The following is a 13,495-nucleotide window of genomic DNA, read 5'->3' as shown; positions in this document are numbered from 1 at the left end:
GATGCCCTGATACAAGACGATTAAAACAATCATACTTCACAAGTACTTCACTTTCAGGCTTTAGCGTATCGCCATCTTCATTTTTGCGGACAGAAAGATGGAACATTTTGACGTAGCGATTATCGGTTTAGGTCCGGCAGGCGCAGCGCTGGCGCGACAGTTAAGCGGAAAAATGCGCGTGATTGCGTTGGATAAAAAACGCCAGTGCGGCAACGAAGGTTTCACTAAACCCTGCGGCGGTCTGCTGGCCCCGGACGCCCAGCGTTCGTTTATCCGCGACGGGATAACCTTACCCGTTGATGTTATCGCCAACCCGCAGATTTTTAGCGTTAAAACGGTTGATGTTGCCGCTTCTTTGACGCGTAACTACCAGCGCAGCTACATTAATATCAACCGCCATGCTTTTGATTTATGGCTTAAATCTCTCATCCCTGATGATGTGCAGGTGTATCACGACAGCCTGTGCCGGAAAATCTGGCGCGAGGGCGATAAATGGCATGTTATCTTCCGCGCCGACGGTTGGGAGCAGCAGATCACTGCACGTTATCTGGTGGGGGCAGACGGTGCGAACTCACTGGTGCGCCGTCATCTCTATCCACAGCACCAAATCCGTAAATATGTCGCGATTCAACAATGGTTTGCGGAAAAGCATCCCGTACCGTTCTATTCCTGTATTTTTGATAACGATGCAACTGACTGTTATTCCTGGAGTATCAGCAAAGATGGCTATTTTATCTTTGGTGGCGCCTACCCCATGAAGGACGGACAGGCACGCTTTGACGCGCTGAAAGAGAAGCTGGAAGCGTTCCATTTCCAGTTCGGCAAACCAGTAAAAAGTGAAAAATGTACGGTGCTATTCCCCTCACGCTGGAAAGACTTCGTCTGCGGCGAGGACAACGCATTTTTGATTGGTGAAGCGGCCGGTTTTATCAGCGCCAGCTCGCTGGAAGGGATTAGCTATGCGCTGGACAGCGCGGAGATCCTCAAATCGGTACTGCTGCGGGATACGCCAGATATGAATCACGCTTACCGTAAAGCCACCCGCAAGCTACGCCTTAAACTGTTTGGCAAAATCCTGAAAAGCCGGGCCCTGACGTCGGCATTTTCCCGTAAATGGATTATGCGCAGCGGCGTGGCGCATATTCCCTTGGCAAAATCTGAAAGTCACCCGCCAGCAAAAGAAAAGCGTGATAAATCGCGTAGTATGGCTATGACATTACGGCGCGTTTTTTTAAGGGATTAAGTTGAACATAAAATATAGCTGGTTGGTAAAATCGCTGGTCGTATCATCGCTTAGCGTTATGTTATCAGGGTGCCTGAGCTTTATGTGGCTCAAAGCAGGCGATCCACAAACAACAAGGGAAAAGTGGAAAACAGACACCGTTATTGGCTTATCGTCAGGTAAAGATAATGATGGTAATGAAGGCTATGTCTTTGTCGGCAAAACGTTTGATTATCTGATAACCAGTGGTGCCGAAAGCGTGGTGAAGTTGCTGCAAGATCCGCAAATCGACCGTCATAATTTACAGGCCGTTGATATCGCCGAATTCATCATCAGCGACAATAAAAAGGGATTTAAAGGCGTATTAACGCTTAAATACACAGGGGAAACGCAGGACGTTAAACAAGTGCTTACGGGCTACGGTTTTGACTGCTCAGCGCAATACTGCACTAAAAATCTATCCAAACTGGAAGGGACAATCCATAAAAAAAGCACCAAACAGGATTACTCGCAGATGCTTACGTTTTATCATCCATTTACCGTTGGTTTTTACGAATATAAAACCTCACATATACCTGAATTCGTCACAAACGGACTGCTGCCCATTACTATCACTCTGGATGTCGTAACCTCTCCATTACAAATATTATTTTTTAATTATTATCACCAATAAATATTTAAATGGGCAAATGTAACAAGGCACTTGCCCATATTTTCTTAATTCAGCGCAAATTTCTCAATGGCATACGCGACGCCATCTTCAAGGTTGGATTTCGTCACGAAGTTGGCGATTTCTTTGACTGATGGAATAGCGTTGTTCATGGCAACGCCCACACCTGCGTATTCAATCATCGCGATGTCGTTTTCCTGATCGCCAATCGCCATCACCTCTTCGGCTTTAATGCCTAACGCATCGGCCAGCGATTTTACGCCCGTCCCTTTATTGACGCGTTTATCGAGGATTTCGAGGAAATACGGCGCACTTTTCAGCACGGTGTACTTCTCTTTTACTTCCACAGGTAGACGAGAGATAGCTTTATCGAGGATCTCCGGCTCGTCAATCATCATCACTTTCAGGAACTGGGTTGCGGGATCCATTTTCTCGGCTTCACAGAACACTAGCGGGATGGTCGCGACAAACGATTCGTGCACCGTGTAGTAGCTGATATCACGGTTCGCGGTATACAGCGTATTGCGATCGAGGGCGTGGAAATGCGAGCCGACTTCCCGGGAGAGCTGCTCCAGGTAACGATAATCATCATAGCTCAGCGCGGTTTGCGCCACGGTACTGCCATCCCCTGCTTTCTGCACCAGCGCACCGTTGTAGGTAATGCAGTAGTCACCGGGTTGTTCCATATGTAGTTCTTTCAGATAGCTGTGAACGCCGGCATACGGGCGTCCCGTGGTCAGCACCACATTCACGCCACGCGCGCGTGCCGCGGCAATTGCCGTTTTGACCGCTGGTGAAATGGTGTGATCGGGCAGCAGAAGTGTGCCATCCATGTCGATAGCAATAAGTTTGATAGCCATGAGTTCCCCGGATTAAATGAGTCCGTCCTCATGCTAACGCGATTCCGCTCAAAAAACAGCTACGAAAAGGGGGATAGAAAGGGGAATCGAGATTCCCCTTTTTGTAGATTGGTTGTCGTTTGTAGGCCTGATAAGCAACGCGCCATCAGGCACAATACAACGTCTTGCCGGATGGCGGCGTAAACCGCCTTATCCGGCCTACAGATTGGCTTAAATATCGATGTTCGCCGCTTTCAGGGCGTTTTCTTCGATAAACGCGCGACGCGGTTCAACGGCATCGCCCATCAGCGTGGTGAACAGCTGGTCGGCAGCAATCGCATCCTTCACGGTAACGCGCAGCATACGACGGCTTTCCGGATCCATGGTGGTTTCCCACAGCTGTTCCGGGTTCATCTCGCCCAGACCTTTATAACGCTGGATAGCGAGGCCACGACGTGACTCTTTCTGCAGCCATTCCAGCGCCTGCTCGAAGCTGGCAACCGGCTGGCGACGCTCGCCACGTTCGATAAACGCATCGTCTTCGATCAGTCCACGCAGCTTCTCGCCAAGCGTACAAATACGACGGTATTCACCACCGGTCACAAATTCATGCTCCAGCGGATAATCGGTATCCACACCGTGGGTACGTACGCGAATCACCGGCTCGAACAGGTTCAGTTCAGCGTCTTTACGCACAAAGCTGTTCCAGGTGCTGCCGTGCATTTCTTTTTCATTCAGCACGTTAACCAGCTGAGAAACCCAGGCAGTGACTTTCGCTTCATCAGCGAGATCGGCTTCAGCCAACGTCGGTTGATAAACCAGTTCTTTCAGCAGCGCTTTCGGGAAACGACGTTCCATACGGCCGATCATTTTCTGCGTTGCGTTGTATTCAGAAACCAGTTTTTCTAATGCTTCACCCGCCAGGGCTGGCGCGCTGGCATTGGTGTGCAGCGTTGCGCCATCCAGAGCGATAGAAATTTGGTACTGATCCATCGCTTCGTCATCTTTAATGTACTGTTCCTGCTTGCCTTTTTTCACTTTGTACAGCGGTGGCTGTGCAATGTAGACGTGGCCGCGTTCAACGATTTCCGGCATCTGACGATAGAAGAAGGTCAACAGCAGCGTACGGATGTGCGAGCCGTCGACGTCCGCATCGGTCATGATGATGATGCTGTGATAACGCAGTTTGTCCGGGTTGTACTCGTCACGACCGATGCCACAGCCGAGCGCGGTGATCAGCGTCGCAACTTCCTGAGAGGAGAGCATCTTGTCAAAGCGCGCTTTCTCGACGTTGAGGATTTTACCCTTCAGCGGCAGAATCGCCTGGTTCTTACGGTTACGTCCCTGCTTCGCAGAGCCACCCGCGGAGTCCCCTTCCACCAGATACAGTTCAGAGTGAGCTGGGTCGCGTTCCTGACAGTCCGCCAGCTTGCCCGGCAGACCGGCTAAGTCCAGCGCGCCTTTACGACGGGTCATTTCACGCGCACGACGTGCAGCTTCACGAGCACGCGCAGCATCAATAATTTTGCCGACAACGATTTTCGCGTCAGACGGGTTTTCCAGCAGATATTCGCTCAGCAGTTCGTTCATCTGCTGTTCTACCGCCGATTTCACCTCAGAGGAGACCAGCTTGTCTTTGGTCTGTGAGGAGAACTTCGGATCCGGTACTTTCACGGAAACAACGGCAATCAGGCCTTCACGGGCATCGTCACCGGTAGCGCTGACTTTCGCTTTTTTACTGTAGCCTTCTTTGTCCATGTAGGCGTTCAGGGTACGGGTCATCGCCGCACGGAAGCCTGCAAGGTGAGTACCGCCGTCACGCTGTGGAATGTTGTTGGTGAAGCAGTAGATGTTTTCCTGGAAACCATCGTTCCACTGCAGCGCAACTTCAACGCCGATACCGTCTTTTTCGGTGGAGAAGTAGAAGATATTCGGGTGGATCGGCGTTTTGTTTTTGTTGAGGTATTCAACAAACGCCTTGATGCCACCTTCGTAGTGGAAATGGTCTTCTTTGCCGTCACGCTTGTCGCGCAGACTAATAGAGACGCCGGAGTTCAGGAATGACAGCTCACGCAGACGTTTCGCCAGAATGTCGTATTCAAATTCAACAACATTGGTAAAGGTTTCGTGGCTTGGCCAGAAACGGACCTGAGTTCCCGTCAGTTCTGTTTCGCCAGTTACTGCCAGCGGCGCCTGCGGCACACCGTGCACGTAAGTTTGCTGATGCACTTTGCCTTCACGACGAATCACCAGTTCCAGCTTCTGTGACAGGGCGTTAACGACGGAAACACCCACGCCGTGCAGACCGCCGGAAACTTTATAGGAGTTATCATCGAATTTACCGCCTGCGTGCAAAACGGTCATGATAACTTCCGCTGCCGAAACGCCCTCTTCCGGGTGAATACCGGTTGGGATACCACGGCCATCATCGGTAACGGACACGGAGTTGTCAGCGTGAATCGTTACCACGATATCTTTACAGTGACCCGCGAGCGCTTCGTCGATAGCGTTATCTACCACCTCGAATACCATGTGGTGCAGACCGGTGCCGTCATCCGTGTCGCCGATATACATACCCGGGCGCTTACGCACCGCATCCAGTCCTTTCAGGACTTTGATACTGGAGGAGTCATAAGAATTCGACATCAACGTTTCTCGCTCATTTTATCTTGGGTTAATCCGTTATTTTACCCTTTTCCACGGTAAACATCTTCGAATTTTCATCGGACATGTCTATAACGTGTTCAGCGCTTATTGCGCTGACAAAGACCTGAGATTGCGTGGCTTTTAAGCGGCTGGCCAGCAGTCCGCGACGCGCGTCATCCAGTTCAGAGGCAAAATCATCTATCAGGTACAGGCAGCGCCGCCCGCTTTCACGGGTCAGGAACTCCCCTTGCGCCAGACGTAAGGCGCACATCAGCAGCTTTAGCTGCCCACGCGACAATGTGTCTTCCACCGGCGCACCGTCGGCGCGAATGCGGAAATCCGCCTTATGCGGGCCGTGCGCAGTGTAGGTCAACATGCGATCGCGTTCAAAACTACGTTCCAGCACTTCGGCATAATCCGTCTCTTTCTCCCAGCCGCGCTGGAATGAGAAGGAGAGTGAAAACTCGGGAAGAAACTGCTGGCAGGTATCCGCCATATCCTGCGCGATACCGGCGCTGTACTCCGCGCGCCAGGTGCTGATTTGTTCTGCCAGTGGGATCAGTTCTTTATCCCACGGACGCAGTTGCTCATAACGACTCACCTGGCGCAGCGCTGCATTGCGCTGCTTGAGCAGTCGCTTCAGGTTGCTCCAGGCGGTGAAAAATCCAGCTTCATTGTGAAAGCATCCCCAGTCAAGGAATGCTCTTCTGTATTTGGGGCCGCCATTGAGTAAAGTAAACCCCTCAGGCGTGATCAGCTGCATCGGCATCAGGTGCGCCAGTTCCGCGACCTTGTGCCCGTCAGTGCCGTCAATGCGCACTTTGCTGTCGCCCAGTTTATCTTTCGTCAGGCCAATCGACGTCTCACGTTCTTCACCCTGCAAACGCCCGTGTAAAACAAACGACTCCTGCTCGTGGCGAATCACGCGGCCAATCTGCAAACTGCGAAACGCCCGACCGTGGCCGAGCGTATAGATGGCTTCCAGCACGCTGGTTTTGCCGCTGCCATTCGCGCCAACCAGGAAGTTAAAGCCGGGGGATAAAGCGAGATCCGCGTTTTCGATATTGCGAAAATCGCGGATCAACAGGCGGGAGAGCGACATTACAGTCTCATTGGCATAACAACATAGGCAGCCGACTGTGATGCTGCATCTTCAATCTGTACGCTCGATACGGAATCTGTCAGCAGAATACGCACGTTCTCGCACTTCAGCGCGTTCAGAACGTCCAGTACGTAGCTAACGTTAAAGCCGATTTCCAGTTCTGTACCAGGATAGGAGACGTCCAGAATTTCTTCCGCTTCTTCCTGCTCCGGGTTGTTGGCGGTGATTTTGAGCTGGTTTTCGCTGACATACAAACGCACGCCGCGGAATTTCTCGTTAGAGAGGATCGCCGCACGAGCAAACGCCTGTTTGAGGATATCGCAACCGGCTTCCAGATGTTTGTCCGGATTCTTCGGCAATACGCGGCGATAATCCGGGAAACGACCGTCAACCAGCTTGGAAGTAAAGATGAAGTCACCCACGTGCGCACGAATGTTGTTGCTGCCAATCTGCACGCGCAGCGGGTTATCGCCGCCGTCGAGCATACGCATCAGTTCAATCACGCCTTTACGCGGTACGATCACCGAATGGCTTGGCAACGGTTGACCAACAGGCATTGAACAGACCGCCAGGCGGTGGCCGTCGGTCGCCACGGTACGCAGCTCTTCCCCTTCGGTTTCAAACAGCATGCCGTTTAAGTAGTAACGTACGTCCTGATGCGCCATCGAAAACTGCGTGGCTTCAATCAGGCGCTTCATCGTCGCCTGCGGCAGGGTGAATTCGACTTCGCTCTGCCAGTCGTCCAGATTCGGGAAGTCGGCGGCAGGCAGCGTAGACAGCGAGAAACGGCTGCGGCCAGAACGCACCAGCATACGGTCGCCTTCCAGTTGAACGGCAATTTCCGCGCCTTCCGGCAATCCACGGCAAATATCGAAGAATTTACGCGCCGGAACGGTGGTAGCACCAGGTTCATGAGGCTGGATCAGCGCCACGCGCGCCACCATCTCCATTTCGAGATCGGTACCGGTCAGCGAAAGCGTGCCGTCAGCAACCTGCAGCAGCAGGTTTCCGAGAATAGGCAGTGTAGGACGTCCACCCAGCGGGCCGCTGACCTGCTGAAGCGGTTTTAATAAATGTTCACGTTCAACGGTAAATTTCATAGCGTCACGAAGATAATGTTCTGATTAAATTGGAGAAATCTTCTTTAATATCATGGCTTTCTTCACGCAACTGCTCAATCTTGCGGCAGGCATGAAGCACGGTAGTATGGTCACGCCCACCAAACGCGTCGCCGATTTCCGGCAAACTGTGGTTAGTGAGCTCTTTTGCCAGCGCCATCGCCATCTGGCGCGGGCGAGCTACCGAGCGAGATCGACGCTTAGAAAGCAGATCCGCAATTTTGATTTTGTAATACTCCGCCACCGTCTTCTGAATATTGTCGATGGTGACCAGCTTTTCCTGCAAAGCCAGCAGATCGCGCAGCGCTTCGCGCACGAAATCGATAGTAATCGCCCGGCCGGTAAAATTGGCGTTGGCGATCACGCGGTTCAGTGCGCCTTCCAGCTCACGTACGTTAGAGCGTAGACGCTTGGCAATAAAGAACGCTACTTCACCTGGCAGACGAATGTCGTTTTCGTCGGCTTTTTTCATCAGGATCGCAACACGCGTTTCCAGTTCAGGCGGTTCGATCGCGACAGTCAGTCCCCAGCCAAAGCGGGATTTCAGACGATCTTCAACGCCGTTGATCTCCTTCGGATAGCGATCCGAGGTCAGGATGATCTGCTGATTGCCTTCCAGCAGGGCGTTAAAGGTGTGGAAAAACTCTTCCTGCGATCGCTCTTTATTCGCGAAGAATTGGATATCGTCAATCAGCAGCGCGTCAACGGAACGGTAGTAGCGTTTAAACTCTTCGATCGCGTTGTTTTGCAGGGCTTTGACCATATCCTGCACAAATCGCTCGGAGTGCATATACACCACTTTGGCGTTTGGCTTACGCGCCATAATGCCGTTACCGACAGCGTGCAACAGGTGGGTTTTACCCAGACCCGTACCGCCATAAAGGAATAACGGATTGTAGGCGCCGCCAGGATTGTCCGCCACCTGACGTGCCGCCGCGCGCGCCAGTTGGTTAGATTTACCTTCAACGAAGTTATCAAACGTGTGTTTGACGTTGACGTTAGAACGATAGGTAGGTTCTGCCGGAGCCGGGACGTTATCCCAGCCTGGGCGCGCCGCCGGAGCTGCACGTTGTGGTTGCACTTGCTGAGCCACATGGGCGGGCGCAACAACGTTGTTGACCGGCGTTTTCAGCGTTTGCGTGACGGGTTTAGTGCCGACTTCAAAGCGCAGCTGTGGGGCATCCGCGCCACAGAAATTATTGAGTAATCCATTAATATTATTAAGGTATTTATCCCTTACCCAATCGAGCACGAAACGGTTTGGCGCATACAAAGCCAGCGTGTTATCGCTCAGTTCCGCCTGCAACGGGCGTATCCACATACTGAACTCTGTGGCTGGTAACTCATCCTGCAATCGGGCAAGACACTGCTGCCAAAGCGAAAGTGACACGGCGGACTCCACTCGAACAAAAGTCGATAAATGACAAAGGCTGAAACATTCATGATTGTTGACGCACATCGACAAGACCCTATGCAAAGGGTGACGTGCGAATTGCTATCTGCAATTTTTACCCGATCAGGATCCATTGAAACGATCAGGACCGCGGATCATAGCGTAAACTGAGAAAGAGATCTTCTGTTTCTCACAGATTCTTCCCGATTTATCCACAGGATGATCCAGAATCGGCTAAGTGTAAACGATCCTGGAGAAGTGCTGCAGGTTTTAGCGCGCATATTGAAAAAATTAATGAGTAAAGATGCTTTACTGCTTAAACGATCTAATAAAGATCCCGAGCGATCCTTGCGCTTTATCCACCAGCCCGTATAATTCTTACCCCCAGCGAGTAACGGTCGCCTTACGGCGTCAACGCTGCCTGTTTTTTACGCGAAACCATGCGGAAAAAAGCGGGAAATAAGGAAAGAGAATTGACTCCGGAGTGTACAATTATTACAATCCGGCCTCTTTAATCACCCACACTGTGGCGTAAGTCGTTCGAAATTCGTTCGGGTATACGCAAAAGTCAGTGAATTTATTCAAGTTTAGGTAGAAATCGCCATGAAACGCACTTTTCAACCGTCTGTACTGAAGCGCAACCGTTCTCACGGCTTCCGTGCTCGTATGGCTAATAAAAATGGTCGTCAGGTTCTGGCACGTCGTCGTGCTAAAGGCCGTTCTCGTCTGACCGTTTCTAAGTAATAAAAGCTAGCCCCTGAGTGGTTAAGCTCGCATTTCCCAGGGAGTTACGTTTGTTAACTCCCACTCATTTCACATTCGTCTTCCAGCAGCCACAACGGGCTGGCACGCCGCAAATCACCATCCTCGGCCGCCTGAATTCGCTGGGGCATCCCCGTATCGGTCTTACAGTCGCCAAGAAAAATGTTAAGCGTGCGCATGAACGCAATCGGATTAAACGTCTGACGCGTGAAAGCTTCCGTTTACGTCAGCACGAGCTTCCAGCAATGGATTTCGTGGTGGTGGCGAAAAAAGGGGTTGCTGACCTCGATAACCGTGCTCTCTCGGAAGCGTTGGAAAAATTATGGCGTCGCCATTGTCGCCTGGCTCGCGGGTCCTGATAGCCCTCATTCGGGTCTATCAACGCCTGATCAGTCCGCTGCTTGGGCCGCATTGCCGTTTCACTCCAACCTGTTCGAGCTACGGAATTGAGGCATTGCGCAGGTTTGGAGTGATAAAAGGCAGTTGGTTGACGGTGAAACGCGTATTAAAATGCCACCCTTTACACCCTGGTGGTGACGATCCCGTCCCGCCCGGACCATTTGATACCAGAGAACACTAACGATGGATTCGCAACGCAATCTTTTAGTCATCGCTTTGCTGTTCGTGTCTTTCATGATCTGGCAAGCCTGGGAGCAGGATAAAAACCCGCAACCTCAGGCCCAACAGACCACGCAGACAACGACCACCGCAGCGGGTAGCGCCGCAGACCAGGGCGTACCGGCCAGTGGCCAGGGGAAACTGATTACGGTTAAAACTGACGTGCTTGATCTGACCATCAACACCCGTGGTGGTGATGTGGAACAGGCTTCACTGCCAGCTTACCCGAAAGAACTCGGTTCTACCGAACCGTTCCAGTTACTGGAAACTACGCCACAGTTCATCTACCAGGCACAAAGTGGCCTGACAGGTCGTGACGGCCCGGATAACCCGGCTAACGGCCCGCGTCCGCTGTACAACGTCGATAAAGACGCGTTTGTACTGGCTGACGGTCAGAACGAACTGCAGATCCCGATGACCTATACTGACGCAGCGGGTAACACATTCACTAAAACGTTTGTTCTTAAGCGTGGTGAATATGCTGTCAACGTTAACTACAGCGTGCAGAACGCCGGCGAAAAACCGCTGGAAATCTCCACCTTTGGTCAGCTGAAGCAATCCATCAATCTGCCATCTCATCGTGACACCGGTAGCAGCAACTTTGCGCTGCACACCTTCCGTGGCGCGGCGTACTCCACGCCGGATGAGAAGTATGAGAAATACAAATTCGACACCATTGCTGAAAACGAAAACCTGAACGTCAATGCTAAAGACGGCTGGGTCGCAATGCTGCAACAGTATTTCGCAACGGCATGGGTTCCGCGTAACGACGGCACCAACAACTTCTATACCGCTAACCTGGGTAACGGCATTGCCGCTATCGGCTATAAATCACAGCCGGTACTGGTTCAGCCTGGCCAGACTGGCGCAATGACCAGCACCCTGTGGGTCGGCCCGGAAATTCAGGACAAAATGGCGGCCGTTGCACCGCACCTGGATCTGACCGTGGATTACGGCTGGTTGTGGTTCATTTCTCAGCCGCTGTTTAAACTGCTGAAGTGGATCCATAGCTTCCTGGGTAACTGGGGCTTCTCCATCATCGTTATCACCTTTATCGTTCGTGGCATCATGTACCCGCTGACTAAAGCGCAGTACACCTCCATGGCGAAGATGCGTATGCTGCAGCCGAAGATTCAGGCTATGCGTGAGCGTTTGGGCGATGACAAACAGCGTCAGAGCCAGGAAATGATGGCCCTGTACAAAGCTGAGAAGGTTAACCCGCTGGGCGGCTGCTTCCCGCTGATCATCCAGATGCCAATCTTCCTGGCGTTGTACTACATGCTGATGGGCTCCATTGAACTGCGTCATGCGCCGTTCGCCCTGTGGATCCATGACCTGTCTGCACAGGACCCGTACTACATCCTGCCGATTCTGATGGGCGTGACGATGTTCTTCATTCAGAAGATGTCTCCGACCACCGTAACCGACCCGATGCAGCAGAAGATCATGACCTTCATGCCGGTCATCTTCACCGTGTTCTTCCTGTGGTTCCCGTCAGGTCTGGTGCTGTACTATATCGTCAGCAACCTGGTAACCATTATTCAGCAGCAGCTGATTTACCGTGGTCTGGAGAAACGTGGCCTGCATAGCCGCGAGAAGAAAAACTCCTGATTCGGTGTAGGCCGGATTAGGCGAAGCCGCCATCCGGCAAACGGAACATAAAGTAAAGGGCGGTCATTAGACCGCCTTTTTTATTGCATTAAGAAGAGACAAACCATGAGCCATAACGACACCATCGTCGCTCAGGCCACCCCACCGGGACGTGGTGGCGTGGGTATCCTGCGTATCTCCGGCCTGAAGGCGCGTGAGGTCGCAGAAACCGTACTGGGGAAACTGCCCAAACCGCGTTATGCCGATTATCTGCCGTTTAAAGACGCGGATGGCAGCACGCTGGATCAGGGGATTGCCTTGTGGTTCCCCGGCCCAAACTCCTTTACCGGTGAAGACGTTTTAGAGCTTCAGGGCCACGGCGGTCCGGTGATTCTTGACCTGCTGCTCAAACGTATTCTGACCATTCCCGGGCTGCGCATTGCCAGACCGGGTGAATTCTCCGAGCGAGCGTTTCTCAATGATAAGCTCGATTTAGCCCAGGCAGAGGCGATTGCCGACCTGATCGATGCCAGCTCAGAGCAAGCCGCTCGCTCGGCGCTGAACTCGTTGCAGGGCGCATTTTCCGCACGGGTAAATCATCTTGTGGAAGCGCTCACTCACCTGCGCATCTATGTTGAAGCAGCGATCGACTTCCCGGATGAAGAAATCGACTTCCTGTCTGACGGCAAGATTGAAGCGCAACTCAACAGCGTTATCAGCGATCTTGATGCCGTGCGTGCGGAAGCGCGTCAGGGCAGCCTGCTGCGCGAAGGGATGAAGGTGGTGATTGCCGGTCGGCCAAATGCCGGGAAATCAAGCCTGCTGAACGCGCTGGCTGGCCGTGAGGCGGCCATTGTCACCGACATTGCCGGGACGACCCGCGACGTACTGCGTGAGCATATTCACATCGACGGCATGCCGCTGCACATCATAGATACCGCCGGTCTGCGTGATGCCAGCGATGAAGTTGAACGCATCGGTATCGAACGTGCCTGGCAGGAAATTGAACAGGCCGACCGTGTACTGTTTATGGTTGATGGCACCACCACCGACGCCGTGGACCCGGCTGACATCTGGCCAGACTTTATTGCCCGTCTGCCAGCCAAACTGCCGATCACCGTGGTGCGTAACAAAGCGGATATTACCGGTGAGACGCTAGGCCTTAGCGAAGTAAATGGCCACTCACTGGTTCGTCTCTCAGCACGAACCGGTGAAGGCGTTGACGTACTGCGTAACCATCTCAAACAGAGCATGGGCTTTGAAACCAATATGGAAGGCGGCTTCCTGGCGCGTCGTCGTCACCTGCAGGCGCTGGCAGAAGCGGCGGAGCATCTCGAACAAGGAAAAGCCCAACTACTCGGAGCATGGGCCGGAGAATTGCTGGCAGAGGAGCTACGTCTGGCGCAGCAGAACCTCAGTGAAATCACCGGAGAGTTTACCTCCGACGATCTGCTGGGACGGATTTTCTCCAGCTTCTGTATTGGGAAGTAACGTTGTGTTGCCCGGTGGCGTCATGCTTACCGGGCCTACAGGCC

The 13,495-nt window shown here is 52.6% G+C and carries 13 protein-coding genes; 8 read left to right on the top strand and 5 right to left on the bottom strand.

The window, feature by feature from the left end:
• Positions 1-97 precede the first annotated feature (97 nt).
• Positions 98-1,243 carry a colicin M resistance lipid reductase CbrA gene (gene cbrA, locus OGY18_RS26710; protein ID WP_191234437.1) on the top strand — a complete coding sequence of 382 codons (1,146 nt, stop codon included), beginning with the start codon at positions 98-100 and terminating at the stop codon, positions 1,241-1,243.
• A gap of 82 nt (positions 1,244-1,325) precedes the next feature.
• On the top strand, positions 1,326-1,895 hold the full coding sequence (locus OGY18_RS26705) for a YidX family protein (protein WP_491700941.1): 570 nt from the start codon (positions 1,326-1,328) through the stop codon (positions 1,893-1,895).
• A gap of 44 nt (positions 1,896-1,939) precedes the next feature.
• Here OGY18_RS26705 and yidA read toward each other — a convergent pair whose 3' ends face one another.
• The 5 genes from yidA to dnaA form a co-directional block, all read right to left on the bottom strand.
• On the bottom strand, positions 1,940-2,752 hold the full coding sequence (gene yidA / locus OGY18_RS26700; RefSeq protein WP_286554974.1) for a sugar-phosphatase: 813 nt from the start codon (positions 2,750-2,752) through the stop codon (positions 1,940-1,942).
• A gap of 210 nt (positions 2,753-2,962) precedes the next feature.
• Positions 2,963-5,377 carry a DNA topoisomerase (ATP-hydrolyzing) subunit B gene (gene gyrB, locus OGY18_RS26695; RefSeq protein WP_286554972.1) on the bottom strand — a complete coding sequence of 805 codons (2,415 nt, stop codon included), beginning with the start codon at positions 5,375-5,377 and terminating at the stop codon, positions 2,963-2,965.
• 28 nt (positions 5,378-5,405) lie between these two features.
• Positions 5,406-6,479: a DNA replication/repair protein RecF gene (gene recF / locus OGY18_RS26690; RefSeq protein ID WP_181509893.1), complete on the bottom strand. Its 1,074-nt coding sequence runs from the start codon at positions 6,477-6,479 to the stop codon at positions 5,406-5,408.
• Positions 6,479-7,579, bottom strand: a complete 1,101-nt coding sequence (gene dnaN / locus OGY18_RS26685) for a DNA polymerase III subunit beta (RefSeq protein ID WP_003023863.1) — start codon at positions 7,577-7,579, stop codon at positions 6,479-6,481. The genes recF and dnaN overlap by 1 nt, the downstream gene beginning before the upstream one ends.
• 4 nt (positions 7,580-7,583) lie before the next feature.
• Positions 7,584-8,987 (bottom strand): chromosomal replication initiator protein DnaA, encoded by a 1,404-nt coding sequence (dnaA, locus tag OGY18_RS26680; RefSeq protein ID WP_003827078.1) that lies wholly within the window; start codon positions 8,985-8,987, stop codon positions 7,584-7,586.
• A gap of 222 nt (positions 8,988-9,209) precedes the next feature.
• Between dnaA and OGY18_RS27610 the strand changes: the two genes are divergently transcribed.
• The 6 genes from OGY18_RS27610 to mnmE all read left to right on the top strand — a co-directional run bounded on the left by OGY18_RS27610 (position 9,210) and on the right by mnmE (position 13,451).
• Positions 9,210-9,365, top strand: a complete 156-nt coding sequence (locus tag OGY18_RS27610) for a hypothetical protein (protein WP_418219453.1) — start codon at positions 9,210-9,212, stop codon at positions 9,363-9,365.
• Between the two features lie 228 nt (positions 9,366-9,593).
• Positions 9,594-9,734, top strand: a complete 141-nt coding sequence (gene rpmH, locus OGY18_RS26675; RefSeq protein WP_003023858.1) for a 50S ribosomal protein L34 — start codon at positions 9,594-9,596, stop codon at positions 9,732-9,734.
• Between the two features lie 17 nt (positions 9,735-9,751).
• Positions 9,752-10,111: a ribonuclease P protein component gene (gene rnpA, locus OGY18_RS26670; RefSeq protein WP_003844432.1), complete on the top strand. Its 360-nt coding sequence runs from the start codon at positions 9,752-9,754 to the stop codon at positions 10,109-10,111.
• Positions 10,075-10,332, top strand: a complete 258-nt coding sequence (gene yidD, locus OGY18_RS26665) for a membrane protein insertion efficiency factor YidD (RefSeq protein ID WP_003023846.1) — start codon at positions 10,075-10,077, stop codon at positions 10,330-10,332. Before rnpA ends, yidD begins: the two co-directional genes overlap by 37 nt.
• Positions 10,333-10,334: 2 nt before the next feature.
• Entirely contained in the window at positions 10,335-11,981 is a 1,647-nt protein-coding gene (gene yidC / locus OGY18_RS26660) for a membrane protein insertase YidC (RefSeq protein WP_003827058.1), read from the top strand.
• Between the two features lie 105 nt (positions 11,982-12,086).
• Positions 12,087-13,451, top strand: a complete 1,365-nt coding sequence (mnmE, locus tag OGY18_RS26655) for a tRNA uridine-5-carboxymethylaminomethyl(34) synthesis GTPase MnmE (RefSeq protein ID WP_003844431.1) — start codon at positions 12,087-12,089, stop codon at positions 13,449-13,451.
• The last annotated feature ends 44 nt before the right edge of the window (positions 13,452-13,495 follow it).

The organism is Citrobacter sp. Cpo142 (assembly GCF_030332425.1).
Classification (GTDB): Bacteria; Pseudomonadota; Gammaproteobacteria; order Enterobacterales; family Enterobacteriaceae; genus Citrobacter; species Citrobacter portucalensis.
The sequence above is the reverse complement of the archived record's forward strand: the minus strand, read 5'-3'. Positions and strand labels throughout refer to the sequence as shown.

Coding starts and splice junctions, on each gene's coding strand:
- OGY18_RS27610 (WP_418219453.1), top strand. CDS start 9,210: ATGATCCAGAATCGGCTAAGTGTAAACGATCCTGGAGAAGTGCTGCAG.
- recF (WP_181509893.1), bottom strand. CDS start 6,479: ATGTCGCTCTCCCGCCTGTTGATCCGCGATTTTCGCAATATCGAAAAC.
- dnaN (WP_003023863.1), bottom strand. CDS start 7,579: ATGAAATTTACCGTTGAACGTGAACATTTATTAAAACCGCTTCAGCAG.
- gyrB (WP_286554972.1), bottom strand. CDS start 5,377: ATGTCGAATTCTTATGACTCCTCCAGTATCAAAGTCCTGAAAGGACTG.
- rpmH (WP_003023858.1), top strand. CDS start 9,594: ATGAAACGCACTTTTCAACCGTCTGTACTGAAGCGCAACCGTTCTCAC.
- cbrA (WP_191234437.1), top strand. CDS start 98: ATGGAACATTTTGACGTAGCGATTATCGGTTTAGGTCCGGCAGGCGCA.
- yidC (WP_003827058.1), top strand. CDS start 10,335: ATGGATTCGCAACGCAATCTTTTAGTCATCGCTTTGCTGTTCGTGTCT.
- yidD (WP_003023846.1), top strand. CDS start 10,075: ATGGCGTCGCCATTGTCGCCTGGCTCGCGGGTCCTGATAGCCCTCATT.
- mnmE (WP_003844431.1), top strand. CDS start 12,087: ATGAGCCATAACGACACCATCGTCGCTCAGGCCACCCCACCGGGACGT.
- OGY18_RS26705 (WP_491700941.1), top strand. CDS start 1,326: ATGTGGCTCAAAGCAGGCGATCCACAAACAACAAGGGAAAAGTGGAAA.
- yidA (WP_286554974.1), bottom strand. CDS start 2,752: ATGGCTATCAAACTTATTGCTATCGACATGGATGGCACACTTCTGCTG.